The 17,164-nt window shown below is 69.8% G+C and carries 13 protein-coding genes and 1 pseudogene; 11 read left to right on the top strand and 3 right to left on the bottom strand.

Features of this window, described 5'->3' with window-relative positions:
• The coding region (locus tag D180_RS16260; protein ID WP_017913629.1) for a copper resistance system multicopper oxidase at window positions 1-1,757 on the top strand (1,757 nt) is incomplete at its 5' end.
• The gene (locus D180_RS16255) at window positions 1,754-2,947 is read left to right on the top strand and encodes a copper resistance protein B (protein ID WP_043091147.1); all 1,194 of its coding nucleotides are present in this window, start codon (window positions 1,754-1,756) and stop codon (window positions 2,945-2,947) included. The genes D180_RS16260 and D180_RS16255, both read left to right, overlap by 4 nt.
• Window positions 2,948-3,241: 294 nt before the next feature.
• Here D180_RS16255 and D180_RS16250 read toward each other — a convergent pair whose 3' ends face one another.
• Window positions 3,242-3,715, bottom strand: coding sequence for a hypothetical protein (locus tag D180_RS16250; RefSeq protein WP_017913627.1), 474 nt, complete (start codon window positions 3,713-3,715; stop codon window positions 3,242-3,244).
• Between the two features lie 219 nt (window positions 3,716-3,934).
• On the opposite strand from D180_RS16250, the pseudogene D180_RS16245 reads away from it, so the two are divergent.
• A pseudogene (locus tag D180_RS16245) lies at window positions 3,935-4,236 on the top strand (lactoylglutathione lyase); the annotation flags it as partial.
• Between the two features lie 11 nt (window positions 4,237-4,247).
• Here the strand turns inward: D180_RS16245 and D180_RS22560 are convergent.
• Both D180_RS22560 and glmS read right to left on the bottom strand, forming a co-directional pair.
• On the bottom strand, window positions 4,248-5,300 hold the full coding sequence (locus tag D180_RS22560) for a hypothetical protein (RefSeq protein WP_017913625.1): 1,053 nt from the start codon (window positions 5,298-5,300) through the stop codon (window positions 4,248-4,250).
• Between the two features lie 83 nt (window positions 5,301-5,383).
• The gene (gene glmS / locus D180_RS16235; RefSeq protein ID WP_017913624.1) at window positions 5,384-7,216 is read right to left on the bottom strand and encodes a glutamine--fructose-6-phosphate transaminase (isomerizing); all 1,833 of its coding nucleotides are present in this window, start codon (window positions 7,214-7,216) and stop codon (window positions 5,384-5,386) included.
• A 242-nt stretch (window positions 7,217-7,458) separates the two neighbouring features.
• On the opposite strand from glmS, the gene D180_RS16230 reads away from it, so the two are divergent.
• The 8 genes from D180_RS16230 to D180_RS16195 form a co-directional block, all read left to right on the top strand.
• Window positions 7,459-8,727 (top strand): efflux RND transporter periplasmic adaptor subunit, encoded by a 1,269-nt coding sequence (locus D180_RS16230; protein WP_017913623.1) that lies wholly within the window; start codon window positions 7,459-7,461, stop codon window positions 8,725-8,727.
• A gap of 135 nt (window positions 8,728-8,862) precedes the next feature.
• Window positions 8,863-9,579 carry an ABC transporter ATP-binding protein gene (locus D180_RS16225; protein ID WP_017913622.1) on the top strand — a complete coding sequence of 239 codons (717 nt, stop codon included), beginning with the start codon at window positions 8,863-8,865 and terminating at the stop codon, window positions 9,577-9,579.
• Window positions 9,580-9,607: 28 nt separating this feature from the next.
• Window positions 9,608-10,930 (top strand): ABC transporter permease, encoded by a 1,323-nt coding sequence (locus D180_RS16220; RefSeq protein ID WP_017913621.1) that lies wholly within the window; start codon window positions 9,608-9,610, stop codon window positions 10,928-10,930.
• Window positions 10,931-10,945: 15 nt separating this feature from the next.
• A complete protein-coding gene (locus tag D180_RS16215; RefSeq protein WP_017913620.1) occupies window positions 10,946-12,160 on the top strand; it encodes an FtsX-like permease family protein in 1,215 nt (404 codons plus the stop codon).
• A 12-nt stretch (window positions 12,161-12,172) separates the two neighbouring features.
• Window positions 12,173-13,483 carry an ABC transporter permease gene (locus D180_RS16210; protein ID WP_017913619.1) on the top strand — a complete coding sequence of 437 codons (1,311 nt, stop codon included), beginning with the start codon at window positions 12,173-12,175 and terminating at the stop codon, window positions 13,481-13,483.
• Window positions 13,480-14,721 carry an FtsX-like permease family protein gene (locus D180_RS16205; RefSeq protein WP_043091145.1) on the top strand — a complete coding sequence of 414 codons (1,242 nt, stop codon included), beginning with the start codon at window positions 13,480-13,482 and terminating at the stop codon, window positions 14,719-14,721. Before D180_RS16210 ends, D180_RS16205 begins: the two co-directional genes overlap by 4 nt.
• 13 nt (window positions 14,722-14,734) lie before the next feature.
• On the top strand, window positions 14,735-16,030 hold the full coding sequence (locus tag D180_RS16200) for an ABC transporter permease (protein WP_017913617.1): 1,296 nt from the start codon (window positions 14,735-14,737) through the stop codon (window positions 16,028-16,030).
• A gap of 46 nt (window positions 16,031-16,076) precedes the next feature.
• Window positions 16,077-17,164: FtsX-like permease family protein (locus D180_RS16195; protein ID WP_017913616.1), on the top strand; the 1,088-nt coding region annotated here is incomplete at its 3' end.

The following is a 17,164-nucleotide window of genomic DNA, read 5'->3' as shown; positions in this document are numbered from 1 at the left end:
TGGCGCTGGGCGCCGCCGCCGGCCTCACCGGGCTGCCGCTGCGCCACGCCCAGGCCAGCGCACTGGCGCGCAACGGCGCCGCGCCCTACGTGCTGCACGGCACCGACTTGGACCTGAGCATCGGCAGCACGCGGGTCAATTTCACCGGGCGCGAGCGCCCCGCCATCGCGGTCAACGGCAGCGTGCCGGCACCGCTGCTGCGCTGGCGCGAAGGCGACACCGTGACCATCCGCGTGGCCAACCGCCTGCCCGGCCACACCCAGACCTCGGTGCACTGGCATGGCCTGCTGCTGCCGGCCAACATGGACGGCGTGCCGGGCATGAGCTTCGACGGCATCTACCCGGGCGAGACCTACCAGTACCGCTTCGCCCTGCGCCAGTCCGGCACCTACTGGTACCACAGCCATTCGCTGCACCAGGAGCAGGCCGGGCTGTACGGCGCCATCGTGATCGACCCGCGCGAGCCGCCGCCGTACCGCTACGACCGCGAGCATGTGCTGCTGCTGTCGGACTGGACCGACCTGGATCCGGCGGCGCTGTTCCGGCGGCTGAAGCAGATGCCGTCCTACGACAACCTGTACCAGCGCACCGTCGGCGATTTCCTGCGCGACGCGCGCGAGGACGGGCTGCGCGCCACCCTCGCCGACCGCGGCATGTGGGGGCGCATGCGCATGACCCCCAGCGACCTGTCCGACGTCAACGGCAACACTTACACCTACCTGCTCAACGGCATGACCCCGGCCGGCAACTGGACCGGGCTGTTCCGCCCCGGCGAGAAGGTGCTGCTGCGCTTCATCAACGCCTCCAGCATGAGCTACTTCGACGTGCGCATCCCCGGGCTGAAGATGACCGTGGTCGCCGCCGACGGCCAGTATGTGCATCCGGTGAGCGTGGACGAATTCCGCATCGCCGCGGCCGAAACCTTTGATGTGCTGGTCGAACCCAGCGGCCAGGACGCCTACACGGTGTTCGCGCAGGACATGGGCCGCACCGGCCACGCGCGCGGCACGCTCGCCGTGCGCGAAGGACTGCAGGCACCGGTGCCGGCGAACGATCCGCGCCCGCTGCTGCGCATGCAGGACATGGGCCACGCGATGGCCGGCCACGCCGGCATGGAGCACGGCGCAGGCATGGCCATGCACGGCATGGAGGGCGGCTGCGGCGCGAACATGCACATGGCCGGCATGCCGGGCATGGAGCACGCCGCGCACGCGGCTGCAGGCGCTGCCACCGCACCTGCGCACCCACGCAGCGAACGCGGCAATCCGCTGGTGGACATGCAGTCCTCCGCCACCGCGCCACGGCTGGACGACCCGGGCATCGGCCTGCGCGACAACGGCCGCCGCGTGCTGAGCTACGCCGACCTGCACAGCCTGTTCGAGGACCCGGACGGACGCGAGCCGGGACGCGAGATCCAGTTGCACCTGACCGGCAACATGGAGAAGTTCGCCTGGTCGTTCGACGGCATTCCCTTCGCCAGCGCCGAGCCGCTGCGGCTGAACTACGGCGAGCGCCTGCGCATCGTGCTGGTCAACGACACGATGATGCAGCACCCGATCCACCTGCACGGCATGTGGAGCGACGTGGAAGACGCCACCGGCCGCTTCCAGGTGCGCAAGCACACCGTGGACATGCCGCCGGGCACGCGCCGCAGCTACCGCGTGCGCGCCGATGCGCTGGGCCGCTGGGCCTACCACTGCCACCTGCTCTACCACATGGACGGCGGCATGATGCGCGAAGTGCGGGTGGACGCATGAGCCGCCTCCGCCTCGCTCCGCTCGCCCAGGCCACCGGCCTGGCGCTGCTACTCGCGCACGCTGAGGCGCAAGCGCAGCATGCCCACACGGCCGACACCGACGGCGGCGACGCACCCACTGCCGCGCCCTGCGCCTGCCCGGCACCCGCTGCCACCACACCCATGGCGGGCGCTGCGGAGGCATCGCAGCCCGACACGGCAATGCACGGCGCCATGGACCACGCCGCCATGGGGCATGCGGCGCACGCGCCGGCCATGCAAGACACGCCTGCGGCAGAGCACGCCGACGCCATGTCGCACGCGCACATGGACCATGCCACGAAGGACCACGCGGCCGCGCCGGCGTCGCAGGTCGAGCATGGCGAACACGCGCACTCCGCACACGACGGCATGCATCACGACCGCATGGACCATGCGACGCCGCCTGCACCCGAACCGACAGCGTGCCACTGTCCTGCGAGCGCCGACACGTCGCTGCCACGCGAGCCGATCCCGCCGATCACCGACGCCGATCGCGCAGCCGCATTCCCCGTGCTGCGCGAGCACGGCACGGCGCACGGCGCGGCGCGCACCGGCTACCTGCTGGTCGATCGCCTGGAGGGCTGGGACAACGCCCACGGCAGCGGCCAGGCCTGGGAAGCGCGCGGCTGGTACGGCGGCGACATCGATCGGCTGTGGCTGCGCAGCGACGGCGAACGCGAGGGCGGCCGCACCACGGCGTCGACGCTGGAACTGGCCTATGGCCGCGCCATCTCGCCCTGGTGGGACATGCTGATCGGCGCCAAGCAGACGTTCGCGCCCGGCCGCGCGCGGACCTCGGCCGCGTTCGGCGTGCAAGGCATGGCGCCGTACAAGTTCGAGGTGTCGGCCATGCTCTACGTCGGCGAGGGCGGCCATGCCAGCCTGCACCTGGAAGGCGAGTACGACGTGCTGCTGACCAATCGCCTGATCCTGCAGCCACGGCTGGAAGCGGAACTGGCCGCGCGCGACGATCCGGCGCATCGCATCGGCAGCGGCCTGACCACCGTGGAGGGCGGGTTGCGCCTGCGCTACGAAGTCACCCGCCGATTCGCACCGTATGTCGGCGTGGAGCACGTGCGCAGCTTCGGCGACACCACCGACCTGCGCCGCACCGACGGCCAGGCGGCGCGCGAGACGCGCTGGGTCGCCGGCCTGCGGTTCTGGTTCTGAGCCGCAGCAGCGCACCGTAGGACATGGCGAGGGCGGCGCGGGGAATGCGCCGCCGCAGCGGAACGCGGCACTGCCACCAAACCGACGTTCGCGATGCGCCAGGTGCATGTGCGCTCATCCCCGCCACCCAGGCACGGCGAACGCTGCGTGCCGCTGCAGGAGCGGCTTCAGCCGCGACGGGCGTTACCGGGAAAGCCCGTTGCGGCTGAAGCCACTCCTACGAGACGCTGCACCGCCCTTGGATGCAAGCATCAAGCATGGACGCTACACGGCGTTGCACGCACCTCACCACCGCTAGGCGTGCAGCGCCGCTTGCAAGGCCGCCACCTCGTGCCGTGGTGGACGCAGCGCGCCCAGCGTGCGGACCAGCTCCCGATAGCTGCGCGCAAGTTGCCCGAACAGCCCAGCATCGCTGTCGCGGCTCTCGGCGACTTCGGCATAGGCGCCGCGGCCGAGATCGATGAAGTAGTCCACGCTGACCCGACGTCGCGCCGCCACGCCCGGGAACATCCCGGCGATCAGCAGGCAACCATCGCCGACCTCGCGCAAGGCGTCCGCGCGGGCACGCCCCACCTGCTCCTGCGCATGCAGCCACGCAAGGGCCTGGATGCGCGCCAGCAACTGCGCGTCGCGCTGGTACCGCAGCAGCATGAACACCAGATAGTGCTCGCGTGATTCGTCCAGCGGCCGGCCCAGGCGCTGCCCGGCCTCGTGCACCAGCGCCTGCCACAGCTCGGCCGGCGCCCCCTGTCTGAAAGACTCGTACATGCGTCCTCCTGCGTGGTGGGAACCCTCGCAGGAAGCTTATGCATAACCCGGGCCAGTGCGTTAGCAGATCGGCGGCGCCTCTGCCAACAGGCGGAGCCGCACCACTCTCTCGCCGCGCTCTACATCGGCCGCCACGCCGTCGCCCTTAGAATTGCGCCAAGCCGCACAACGCGGCGCCTCCCCCATGCGAGACCGCCATGCCCACCACCGAAGGTACAGGTGCCGGCAGACCCGGCGCAGCGGCAGATGTGGACGGCCGGCCCGGCGTGCTGGAATCGCCCCACAACCACGGCAGCGAACGGCTGGATGGCCCGGTCTACCACGACGGCAACAGCGAGCCGCGCGGCTTCGGCCATCTGTGCGTGTCGGTGCCTGACCTGCATGCGGCCTGCGCACGTTTCGAAGCGCTGCACGTGCCGTTCCAGAAGCGCCTGAGCGACGGGCGCATGCGCAACATCGTCTTCATCAAGGACCCGGACGGCTACTGGGTGGAGATCATCTCCAACACCTCCAGCGAGTGAGCGCAGCGCGCTCAGGCATGCTGTGGCGCGATCACCACGTTGACCCGCAGGCCTAGGCGGCCGGATTCAAGATCTTTCTTGAGCACCGCCGGGTTGTCCAGCAACCCGGCCGGATCGTAGATCAGGCACACCAGGCGCTTGACGCCAGGATGCTGGCTATAACGGGCGGCATCGATCACCAACTGATCGACGATCTCGCGATCCCGCAGCCCATCGCGCGTCATTTTCACTTCGATCGCGACCTCGTTGTCGTCGAGCCGAAAATCCATCCGCGAACTGTTGCCGGCATAGCTCGGCGTGTACTCCTCGGCACGCACGTGCAGGTAATGCAGCTTCAACAGCGCGTGCAGAGCATCCTGCACGTCGTACTCGTCGACGAAGGTCATGGCCGTCCGTTTTGCGTGGCGCTTGCCGATCTGCCGTACGAACGCGTGGAAGTTCTGCAGCAGGTTGAACAACTGCGCCAGATCACCGCCCGGCGTGCTCGCATCATCGACGGCTGGCGCTGGATCGGCGTAGGACCGTTCCAGCAAGCGCTGCTCAAACTGGCGTTGCGGCTTCGATGCTGGGCGCAGGATGAAAAGCAGCAGCACGGCGGCACCTGCCATGAGCGCCAGGTAGAAGATCAGATAGCGGGGATCCAGTCGGACGTCGATATCGGGCACATAGCTGGCCCGCACGTGGTCCGCCGCCCCCTGCCCCCGGGCGACGACCAGATAGTGGACGACCACCTGCAGCCCGGACATCGATCCGCTGCCGGCGTAGAACTCGTCCGGGCGTTCGACCGGAGATCCCTCGGAAGACGCGTTGTAGCGCTGCATCTGCGCGAACAGCGGCGCCGTGCGCGCCCTGAACTCCTCCGACAGCAGGAACTGCTGCACCCTGGAATTGCTCAGGTCGTGCGGCTGGAAGATCGGCCAGATCAGCAGCAGATAGCTCAGCGTGATCATCACCGCGGACAGCACCGTCGCGGACAGGGCCAACCGCCGCATCCATTGCACCCGTTCGATCAGCGCCCGCAGCGACGCCGGCGGCGACCCATGCGTTTCGTGGACATCCTGCATTGTGTCGCTCCTGGGTTGAAGGCGATGGACGCGCCCTCGCCGCCAGCATAGCGCAGCGTCCGCATCGCCCTGCGCCCCGGCGACTACTCCACCGTCACCGACTTGGCCAGGTTGCGCGGCTTGTCCACGTCGGTGCCGCGCGCCAGCGCGGTGTGGTAGGCCAGCAACTGCACCGGCACGGTGTGCAGCACCGGGCTGAGCACGCCGGCGTGGCGCGGCGTGCGGATCACGTGCACGCCTTCGGACGCGTTGAAGTTGCTGTCCTGGTCGGCGAACACGAACAGCTCGCCACCGCGCGCGCGCACTTCCTGCATGTTCGACTTCACCTTCTCCAACAAGGTGTCGTTGGGCGCGATCACCACCACCGGCATGTTCGCGTCGACCAGCGCCAGCGGGCCGTGCTTGAGCTCGCCGGCCGGATAGCCCTCGGCGTGGATGTAGGTGATTTCCTTGAGCTTGAGCGCGCCTTCCAGGGCGATCGGGTAATGCAGGCCGCGGCCGAGGAACAGCGCGTTGTGCTTGTCGGCGAAGCGCTCGGCCCATACCGCGATCTGCGGTTCCAGGTTGAGCACGTGCTGCACGCTGCCGGGCAGGTAGCGCAGCTGCTCCAGGTACTCGGCCTCCTGTTCGGCGCTCAGCCGCCCGCGGCGCTTGGCCAGCACGCAGGTAAGCTGGAACAGCGCCGCCAGCTGGGTGGTGAAGGCCTTGGTCGAGGCCACGCCGACCTCGGCGCCAGCGCGGGTGTACAGCACCATCGCACTGGCGCGCGGGATCGCGCTCTCGGGCACGTTGCAGATCGACAGGGTCTTGGTATGGCCCAGCGCCTTGGCGTACTTGAGCGCCTCCATCGTGTCCAGGGTTTCGCCGGATTGGGAGATGGTCACGATCAGCTGCTGCGGATTGGCGCAGGCATCGCGGTAGCGGTACTCGCTGGCGATCTCCACGCTGCACGGCAGCCCGGCGATGCCCTCGATCCAGTAGCGCGCGGTCAGCCCGGCGTAGTAGCTGGTGCCGCAGGCCAGGATCTGCACGCCGTCCACGTCGGCCAGCAGCGCCTCGGCCTTGCTGCCGAACAGCGCGGTGTCGAAGCCGCCGGCGTCGAACAGCGCCTCCAGCGTGTCGGCCAGCGCGCGCGGCTGCTCGTGGATCTCCTTCTGCATGAAGTGGCGGTACGGGCCCAGCTCCAGCGAGGCCAGCGACACGTCGGACACGTGCGGCTCGCGCCGCACCGGCTGGTCCTGCGCGTCGTACACCTGCACGCCGTCGCGGCGCAGTTCGGCGGTGTCGCCTTCTTCCAGGAAGATCACCCGGCGCGTGGCCTGGATCACCGCCGAGACATCCGAGGCGATGAAGTTCTCGCCCTCGCCCAAGCCGATCAACAGCGGGCAACCCATGCGCGCGCACACCAGCAGGTCCGGGCGCGACTTGCTCACCGCGGCCACGGCATAGGCGCCGGTCAGCTCCTTCACCGCCGCCTGCAGCGCGCCGAGCAGGTCGCGGCCCTGGGCGATGTAGTGGTGGATCAGGTGGGCGATGACCTCGGTATCGGTCTGCGATTCGAACACGTAGCCCAGCGCGGTCAGGCGCTCGCGCTGCTGTTCGTGGTTCTCGATGATGCCGTTGTGGACCAGCGCCAGGTCGCCATGACTGACGTGCGGGTGCGCATTGGCCTCGGTGACGCCGCCATGGGTCGCCCAGCGGGTGTGGCCAATGCCCAGCGGCGCGTGCAGGCCCTCGGCCAGCGCGGCGCTCTCGGTCTCGGACACGCGGCCAGTACGGCGCACGCGGCGGACCTGCCCGTCGGCGATGGCGGCGATGCCGGCCGAGTCGTAGCCCCGGTATTCCAGGCGCTTGAGCCCCTCGATCAGGACCGGAACCACATCGCGATCCGCGATCGCACCGACGATACCGCACATAGCCACGCCCTTCGCCGAAAAGTCCGCCATTCTAGCGAAGTCCGCTGAATGTCTCGCCGCTGTCCGCTGCCGGACACAGGGCCTGTCACCCATTCCCGAGCATGCCCCCGCCCTGGTGTCCGCGAACGTGTCCGCGGACACCCGGACACCTGTCCGCGCCGTCCGCACCCATGCAATTCAATGACTTGCAGTTGGCACGCATCGTGCTGTGAAGTCCCCATCCTCACCGCTGCGACCGTCCGATGATCCGTGACACCTCCGCCCAGGACCAGGTTCTCGCCCGCCCCCGCTCCTCGGCCTGGCGCCGCTGGCTGTGGCCCGGGCTGATCGCCACGCTGGTGCTGCTGGGCATCGCCTTCGCCGCACGCGGCTGGATCGCCGGCAGCCGCTCGTTCGACGCGCAGCGGGTGCGCATCGCCACGGTGACCCGCGGCGACCTGGTCCGCGACATCTCCGCCGACGGCCGCCTGATCGCCGCCAACAGCCCGACCCTGTACGCGATCTCCGGCGGCACGGTGACCCTGAAGGTGGTCGCCGGCGACGTGGTCAAGCAAGGCCAGGAACTGGCCGAGATCGACAGCCCGGAGCTGCGCAGCAAGCTCGCCCAGGAAGAAGCCACCCTGGCCGGCCTGCAGGCCGAGGCCGGCCGTGCCGACCTGGACGCGACCCTGGCCCGCGCCAACGCCAGCAAGCTGATCGACCAGGCGCAGATCGAACGGCAGGCGGCCAGCCGCGACCTGGAGCGCTACCAGCGCGGCTATGAAGGCGGCGCGGTGCCGGCAGTGGAACTGGCCAAGGCCCAGGACACCCTGAAGAAGGCCGACATCGCGATGAGCCACGCGCAGAAGGATTCGGGCCTGCAGGCGCAGGGCGCCTCGCTGGACGCGCGCAACAAGCGCCTGCTCGCCGAGCGCCAGCGCGCGGTGGTGGCCGAGGTGCAGCGCCAGGTCGACCTGCTGACCCTGCGCTCGCCGTTCGACGGCCAGGTCGGCCAGGTGCAGGTCTCGCAGCACACCAACGTCGCCGCCAACGCACCGGTGCTGAGCGTCGTCGATCTGTCCAAGTTCGAACTGGAGATCAAGGTGCCGGAAAGCTTCGCCCGCGACCTGGCGATCGGCATGCCGGCGCAGTTGACCAGCGGTGCCGGCGAACCCTTCGCCGGCGCGATCTCGGCGGTGTCGCCGGAGGTAGTCAACGGCGAGGTCAACGCGCGCATCCGCTTCACCGACAAGCAGCCGCCGGGCCTGCGCCAGAGCCAGCGCATGAGCGCGCGGGTGCTGCTGGATACCCGCAAGAACGTGCTCAAGCTCGAGCGCGGCCCGTTCGTCGAACAGTCCGGCGGCCGCTACGCCTACGTCATGGACGGCGACTCGGCGGTGCGCCGCCCGGTCGAACTGGGCGTCACCAGCCTGGGCGAGGTCGAAGTGCGCTCGGGCCTGCAGCCGGGCGACCGGGTCGTGGTCTCCGGCAGCGACCTGTTCGGCGATGCGCCGCAGGTGACGGTGCATTGAAGGCCGGGATTGGGGAGTCGGGATTGGGGATTCGCAAGCCTCTCTCGTTTTCCTTTCCTGGCCACTGATTCCGAATCCCGACATCCCCAATCCCCAATCCCCAATCCCTGCTCCACCACCACAGGAACTCACGCCATGCTCGAAATGCGCTCCGTCTCCAAGGTCTTCCGCACCGAACAGGTCGAGACGCATGCGTTGCGCTCGCTGGACCTGCATGTCCGCGAGGGCGAGTTCGTCGCCGTCACCGGGCCGTCGGGTTCGGGCAAGACCACCTTCCTCAACATCGCCGGGTTGCTGGAAACCTTCACCAGCGGCCAGTACCTGCTCGACGGCCAGGACGTCAGCAACCTCAACGACGATGCCCGCTCGCGCATGCGCAACCAGAAGATCGGCTTCATCTTCCAAGGCTTCAATCTGATCCCCGACCTCAACCTGTTCGACAACGTCGACGTGCCGCTGCGCTACCGCGGCATGGGCGCGGCCGAGCGCAAGCAGCGCATCGAGGAGGCGCTGAGCCGGGTCGGGCTGGGCTCGCGCATGAAGCACTACCCGTCCGAACTGTCCGGCGGCCAGCAGCAGCGCGCGGCGATCGCCCGCGCCCTGGCCGGCAGCCCGCGCCTGCTGCTGGCCGACGAACCGACCGGCAACCTCGACTCGCAGATGGCGCGCGGGGTGATGGAACTGCTGGAGGAGATCAACGCGCAGGGCTCGACCATCGTCATGGTCACCCACGACCCGGAACTGGCCGCGCGCGCGCAGCGCAACGTGCACATCGTCGACGGCCAGGCCACCGACCTGCAGCGCGAGCCGGTGCTGGTGCACGGCGGCCACGGCACCGCGGCCACGCCCTGATCGGCACGGCGACGGCGCGGAGATCGACATGCTCGGCTATTACTTCCAGCAAGCGTGGCGCAGCCTGCGCCGCAGCCCGGTGCTTACCGCGTTGATGGTGCTGTCCATCGCGGTGGGCATCGGCGCGGCGATGACCACGCTGACGGTGATGCGGTTGCTGTCCGGCGACCCCTTGCCGGGGCGCAGCCAGCAGATCTTCTTCGCGCAACTCGATCCGCGCCCCAGCAACGGCGCCAACCAGAAGCCTTTCGACAAGCTCGACTACCCCTCGGCCATGGACCTGTGGACGCGCGGGCGCGCCGATCGCCAGGCCATGGTCGCCGAGAGCGAGATCAAGGTGCACGCGGCGGACGGCGCCACCCCGCCGTTCATGACCCAGTTGTTGATGACCCAGGCCGATTTCTTCCCGATGTTCCAGGTGCCGTTCGCCTACGGCAGCGGCTGGCGCGCGCGCGACGACCAGGACCGGGCGCGGGTGGCGGTGATCTCGTCCGACCTCAACGCCAAGCTGTTCCAGGGCCGCAACAGCGTCGGCCGCAGCCTGCTGGTGCGCGGCACGGCGGTGCGCATCGTCGGCGTGCTGGCACCGTGGCGGCCGTCGCCGCTGTTCTACACGCTGGCCGGCGGCAGCTTCGCCCATGGCGATACAGCCAGCTTCTACGGACGACCGCAGGACGTGTTCATGCCGCTGTCCAGCAGCCTGGAGGTCAACGACGGCCACATCCAGCCGTGGACCTGTTTCAGCAAGCCCGAGGCCAACCTGGACCTGCGCAGCGCGCCGTGCGTGTGGCTGCAGTTGTGGGTGCAGCTGGACACGCCGGCGAAGGTCGCCGACTACCGCCGGCTGCTGGCCGACTACGCCGCGCAGCAGCACGCCGCCGGGCGCATCGGCCGCGCCGACACCGCGCGCCTGCTGTCGCTGCCGCAATGGCTGGACCATAACCGCGTGGTGCCGGGCGACGTGCGTCTGCAGAGTTGGCTGGCGCTGGCGTTTCTGGGCCTGTGCCTGTTCAACAGCGTCGGCCTGCTGCTGGCCAAGTTCCTGCGCCGCGGCGGCGAGATCGGCGTGCGTCGCGCGCTGGGGGCCTCGCGTCGCGCGATCTTCGCGCAGTGCCTGACCGAGGCCAGCGTGATCGGCCTGCTCGGCGGCGCCGGCGGCTGGCTGCTGACCCTGCTGGGCCTGTGGAGCGTGCGCCAGCAGCCCACCGCCTACGCCGACCTGGCGCATCTGGATCCGACCACATTCGCCGGCACCTTCGCACTGGCGATCGCCTGCAGCCTCGCCGCCGGCCTGTTCCCCGCCCTGCGCGCCAGCCGTATCGCGCCGGCCATGCAACTCAAGAGTCTGTAACCGGGGCGCACGACGATGCACATCACTCCCATCCTCAGCGCGCTGTCGCGCCATCGCATCGCCGCGGCGCTGATCGCGCTGGAAGTGGCGCTGGCCTGCGCCGTGCTGTGCAACGCCTTCTTCCTGATCGGCAATCGCCTGGAGCTGGTGCACCTGCGCAGCGGCATCGACGAGACCGCGCTGGGCCTGGTGTCGCTGTCCGGCTGCGACGGCTGCAACGCCGCCGACGTCAACGCCCGCGCGCTGGATGCGGTGCGCCGCACGCCCGGCGTGCGCGCGGCTGGCGCCATCAACACGGTCCCGTTCGCGCCGCCGGTGTTCAACAACGGGCTGTGCCTGGACCAGGACTGCACCCAGGTCGGCGGCGTGCCGCACTTCTACATGGTCAGCCCGGGCGCCGTCGCGGCACTGGCGTTGCACCCGGACAGCGGCCGCACCTTCGGCGAGGCCGACTACCAGCCGCTCGACAACGGCATCCCGACCGCGGCCGGCGTGTGGATCACGCGGGCGCTGGCCGCGCACCTGTGGCCGGGCCAGGATCCGCTGGGCAAGGAATTCTGGTCCGGCGGCCATTTCCGCGTGATCGGTACGCTGGAGCACCTGGCGCGCCCCGATCCGGGCCGCAGCGAGGATGGCGTGATCGGCAGCGACTGGTCGGTGGTGATCCCGGTGCGCGAGGCCGCGCAGTCCGGCACCTATGTGCTGCGTGCCGATCCGCGCGACTTGCCACGGGTGTTGGCGCAGGCGCGCGCCGCGGTGGCACGGGCGGTGCCCGAGGCGGTGCTGGACAACGCCAACAGCAAGCCGCTGGACGACCTGCGCCAGACGTATTTCCAGAGCGACCGGGCGATGACCGGGCTGCTGGTCGCGATCATCGTCGCAATGCTGCTGGTGACCGCGCTGGGCATCGTCGGCCTGGCCAGTTTCTGGGTGCAGCAGCGCACCAAGCAGATCGGCATCCGCCGCGCGCTCGGCGCCACCCGCCGCGACATCCTGCGTTATTTCCAGACCGAGAATCTGCTGCTGGTCGGCGCCGGCGTGGCCCTGGGCATGTTGCTGGCCTACGGCGGCAACGTGCTGCTGATGCGGGTCTTCGAACTGGAACGGTTGCCGGCCAGCTACCTGCCGGTCGGCGCGCTGCTGCTGTGCGCGCTGGGCCAGCTCGCCGTGCTCGGCCCGGCCCTGCGCGCCGCCGCCGTCGCCCCCGCCATCGCCACCCGCAGCGCCTGACCCGGAGCCCGCATGTTCGCTTACTACCTTCGCCTGGCGCTGCGCAGCTTCGGCCGCAACCGCATCCTCACCGGGCTGATGGTGCTGGCCGTGGCGCTGGGCATCGGCGCGTCGATGACCATGCTGACCGTGCTGCACACGCTCTCCGGCGACCCGCTGCCCGGGCGCAGCGCCACGCTGTTCCATCCGCAGCTGGATCCGCGTCCGCGCAACCTGCCCAGCGCCGACCCCGAGCCGCCGGACGAGCTGACCTGGCAGGACGCCACCGCGCTGTACCGGGCGCAGGCGGCGCCAGCGCAGACCATGACCAGCGCGAACTGGCTGCCGGTGCGCCAGACCGTGCCCAACAGCCCCTTGCGCATGCTCACCACCCGCGCCGCCACCGCCGACCTGTTCGGCATGTTCGACATGCGCTTCCTCTACGGCAGCGGCTGGAGCCATCGCGACGATACCCAGCGCGCGCCGGTGGTGGTGCTGAGCCGCAAGCTCAACGACGCGTTGTTCGGCGGCGCCGACAGCGTCGGCAAGACCCTCACCATCGCCACCCGCCCGTTCCGGGTGATCGGGGTGATCGACGCGTGGGATGCGCAACCGCGTTTCTACGACCTCAACTCCGGTGCGTACACGCCGCCGGAAGCGCTGTACATGCCGTTCGAGACCTGGCTGGACCTGCCGCAGGACTATGGCTACGGGCCGATGCAGTGCTGGGGCAAGGACGGCGAGGCCGGCCTGCACGATCCCAAGGCCGCGCAATGCACCTGGGTGCAGTACTGGGCGCGGCTGGACACGCCGGAGCAGGCGCGGCGCTATCGCGCGGCGCTGGACGCCTACAGCGCGCAGCAGCGCCAGCTCGGCCGCTTCGAACGCGCCCCCAACACCCGCCTGCGTGGCCTGGTCGACTGGCTGGACTACAAGCGGGTGGTGCCGGCCACGGTGCGCATGCAGACCTGGATCGCCTTCGGTGTGCTGCTGGTATGCCTGCTCAATGCAGTGGGCCTGCTGGTCGCCAAGTTCATGCGCAAGGCCGGCGAGATCGGCGTGCGCCGCGCGCTCGGCGCCAGCCGCCGCGCGGTGTTCGCGCAGTGCCTGGCCGAATCGGCGCTGATCGGCTGCCTGGGCGGCCTGCTCGGCATCCCGCTGACCTGGATCGGCCTGTGGCTGGTGCGCCAGCAACCGGTGGCCTACGCGCAGCAGGCGCATGCCGATCCCGCGATCCTCGGCATCGCCCTGGCCGTGGCCACGCTCTCGGCGCTGGCCGCCGGCCTGTGGCCAGCCTGGCGCGCCTCGCGCATCGCCCCCGCCCTGCAGGTGAAATCGCTATGACCCCGCTGCCTCCCGTTCGTCCCATCCTGTCCGCATTGGGCAGCCATCGCGCCGCGGTGGTGCTGATGGCGCTGCAGATCGCCCTGACCCTGGCGGTGCTGTGCAACCTGGTGTTCATCATCGCCCGCACCTACCAGCGCGTGCAGACCCCGACCGGGGTGATGGAACAGGACATCGGCCTGATCCAGAGCATCAGCGTGGTCGGCGAACCGGGCAGCGTCAGCAGCGTCGGCCGCAGCCTGGACATCCTGCAGGCGGTGCCCGGCGTGGAAGCGGCGGCGTTCGGCACGCCGCCGCTGTGGGGCCCGACGCAGGCGCAACTGTTCCTGCAGCCGCAGGCCACGCAAGCGGTCGCCCGTGCCCGCCTGTTCCTCGGCAGCCAGGGCCTGAACCGCACGCTGGGCATCCGCATCGTCGCCGGTCGCGACCTGCGCGACGCGGAACTGACCGGCGCCTCGGACCTGTTCGGTGCGCCACCGGAGATCGAGCGGCGCCTGCCGGCCCTGATCACGCCGTCGCTGGCGGCCAAACTGTTCCCCGGCACGTCGCCGCTGGGGCGCACCCTCTACACCAGCACCTTCAACCAGCCGGTGCGTCTGGACATCGTCGGGGTGATGGCGCCGGTGCGCGGCGACATCACCGGCCACGACGACGATGCCGATGCACTGCTCACCGAGATCCGCATCGGCAGCGAAGGCTGGGGCGGCGGCTACGTGATCCGCAGCACGCCCGGGCAACTGGCGCAGGTGCTGCCGCGCGCGGCCGCGGCGATGCAGCGCGCCAACCCGACCTACGTGCAGCAGCGCGTGGCCACCATGCAGGAACTGCGGACCGAGTACTTCAAGAGCGACAGTGCGGTGGCGCGGATGCTGCTGGCGATCATCCTGATCCTGCTCACCGTCACCGCGCTGGGTATCGGCGGGCTGGCCAGCTTTTGGGTGCAGCAGCGCACCCGGCAGATCGGCATCCGCCGCGCGCTCGGCGCCACCCGCGGCGACATCCTGCGCTACTTCCAGCTGGAAAACCTGCTGATCGTCGGCGGCGGCGCGCTGCTCGGCGCCGTGCTCGCCTACGTCATGAACCAGTGGTTGATGCAGCGCTTCGAACTGGAGCGGCTGTCCTCGCCCACCGTCCTGACCGGCATCGTCGCGGTGTGGCTGCTCGGCCAGTGCGCCGTGCTCGGCCCCGCCCTGCGCGCCGCCGCCGTCCCGCCCGCCACCGCCACCCGCAGCGCCTGACCCCGGAGTTCCCATGTTCGGCTACTACGTCCGCCTCGCCTTGCGCAGCTTCCGCCGCAACAAGGTCCTCACCGCACTGATGGTGCTGGCCATCGCCCTGGGGATCGGCGCCAGCATGACCACGCTGACCGTGTTCTACGTGCTCTCCGGCGACCCGATCCCGCAGAAGAGCGACCGCCTGTTCTACGTGCAGGTCGATCCGCAACCCAAGGCCGGTTTCCAGCCGGGCGAGGAACCGGATTCGCAGAACACGCGCTTCGATGCCGAGGCGCTGCTGCGCGAGAAGCGCGCCAAGCGCCAGGCGCTGATGACCGGCGGCAGCGTCGCGATCGAACCGACCAAGAGCGGCCTGAAGCCGTTCAAGTCGGAAGTGCGCTTCACGTCGGCGGACTTCTTCCCGATGTTCGACACGCCGTTCCAGTACGGCCACGGCTGGACCGGCACCGAAGACGAGCGCCACGACCGCGTGGTGGTCATCAGCCGGAAGCTCAACGAGAAGCTGTTCGACGGCGCCGACAGCGTCGGCCGCGAACTGCGCATGGACCAGAACACCTTCCGCATCGTCGGCGTGCTCGACACCTGGGAGGTCAAGCCGCGCTTCTACGACGTCACCAACACCTATGGGTCGGACGAACAGGCCTATCTGCCGTTCTCGGTGGCGATGGATCTGAAGATGGACCGCAACGGCAGCATGAACTGCTTCGGCGACAGCAACGGCGACCAGACCGCGCTCAATGCGCCCTGCACCTGGGTGCAGTACTGGGTGGAACTGGAAAGCCCGGCGCAGGCCGCCGACTACAAGGCCTACCTGGAGAACTATTCGGCCCAGCAGCGCGCCGCCGGCCGCTTCCAGCGCCCCAACAACGTGCGCCTGCGCAACGTCATGCAGTGGCTGGACCACAACGAAGTGGTGCCCGGCGACGTGCGCCTGCAGCTGTGGCTGGCGATGGGCTTCCTGCTGGTGTGCCTGCTCAACACCGTCGGCCTGCTGCTGGCCAAGTTCCTGCGCCGCAGCGGCGAGATCGGCGTGCGTCGCGCGCTCGGCGCCTCGCGCGGGGCGATCTTCGCGCAATGCCTGGTGGAGGCCGGCGCCATCGGCCTGGCCGGCGGCGTGGCCGGCCTGGGACTGGCCACGCTCGGGCTGTGGGCCGTGCGCCAGCAGCCGGCCAGCTACGCCAAGCTGGCGCACCTGGATCCGAGCATGTTGGCACTGACCTTCGCGATGGCGGTGGGCGCCAGCCTGCTCGCCGGCCTGTTGCCGTCGTGGCGCGCCATCCAGGTGGCCCCCGCCCTGCAACTCAAGTCCTGATCCTGCGCGCCCTGCGCCTTCCACGCTTTCTCACAAGGTCATCGCCATGGATATCCGCCCCATCCTGTCCACCCTGCGCCGGCACAAGACCGCCGCCGCGCTGATCGTGCTGGAGATCGCCCTGGCCTGCGCGATCGTGTGCAACGCGCTGTTCCTGATCGGCAACCGCATCGAGACCCTGCACCGGCCCAGCGGCATCGCCGAGTCGGAACTGGTGACGATCTCGCTGGGCGGCATCGGCCAGCAGGTCAACGCCGCTGCGCGCACCCGCGAGGACCTGGCCGCGTTGCGCGCCGTGCCCGGGGTGCGCAGCGCCACGCTGCTCAACCAGGTGCCGTTCGTGCGCTACTCCTGGAATACCAGCCTGTCGCTGACCCCGGACCAGGAACGGCCCACCCTGAACGCGGCGCAGTACATGGCCGAGGAGGGCACGCTGAAGACCCTGGGCCTGAAGCTGGTGGCCGGTCGCGATTTCGCGCCCGACGAGTACATGGATCTGGAAGCGGCGCAGACCGACAAGCGGATCCAGGAGAAAGGCACCGCGATCATCCTCAACCGCGCCACCGCGGAAAAGATGTTCCCGGGGCAGAACGCGCTGGGCAAGACCGTGTACACCGGGCCGGTGGGCGCCCGCGTGGTCGGCATCGTCGAGACCCTGGCGCGGCCCACCGCCGCCAGCGGCCTGGCCGAGATCGACTACGCGATGCTGCTGCCGTTTCGCCTGAGCTACACCGACGGCCTGTACGTGCTGCGCGTCACCGACCCGGCGCGACGCCAGGAAGTGCTGAACGCGGCGACCGCGGCCTTGATGAAGGTCGACAGCAGCCGGCTGGTGCTCAAGCAGCAGACCTACAGCGAGATCCGCGACGCCTACTTCCAGGGCGACCGCACCATGGTGTGGCTGCTCGGCGCGGTGTGCGTGGCGCTGCTGGTGGTCACCGCGCTGGGCATCGTCGGCCTGGCCAGTTTCTGGGTGCAGCAGCGCACCAAGCAGATCGGCATCCGCCGCGCGCTCGGCGCCACCCGCGGGCAGATCCTGCGCTACTTCCAGACCGAGAACTTCCTGCTGGCCAGCACCGGCATCGTGCTCGGCATGCTGCTGGCCTACGCCATCAACCAGTGGCTGATGGGCAA

This window comes from Xanthomonas sp. SHU 166 (genome assembly GCF_000364685.1).
Classification (GTDB): Bacteria; Pseudomonadota; Gammaproteobacteria; order Xanthomonadales; family Xanthomonadaceae; genus Xanthomonas_A; species Xanthomonas_A sontii.
This window is presented reverse-complemented; position numbering and strand designations above follow the sequence as displayed.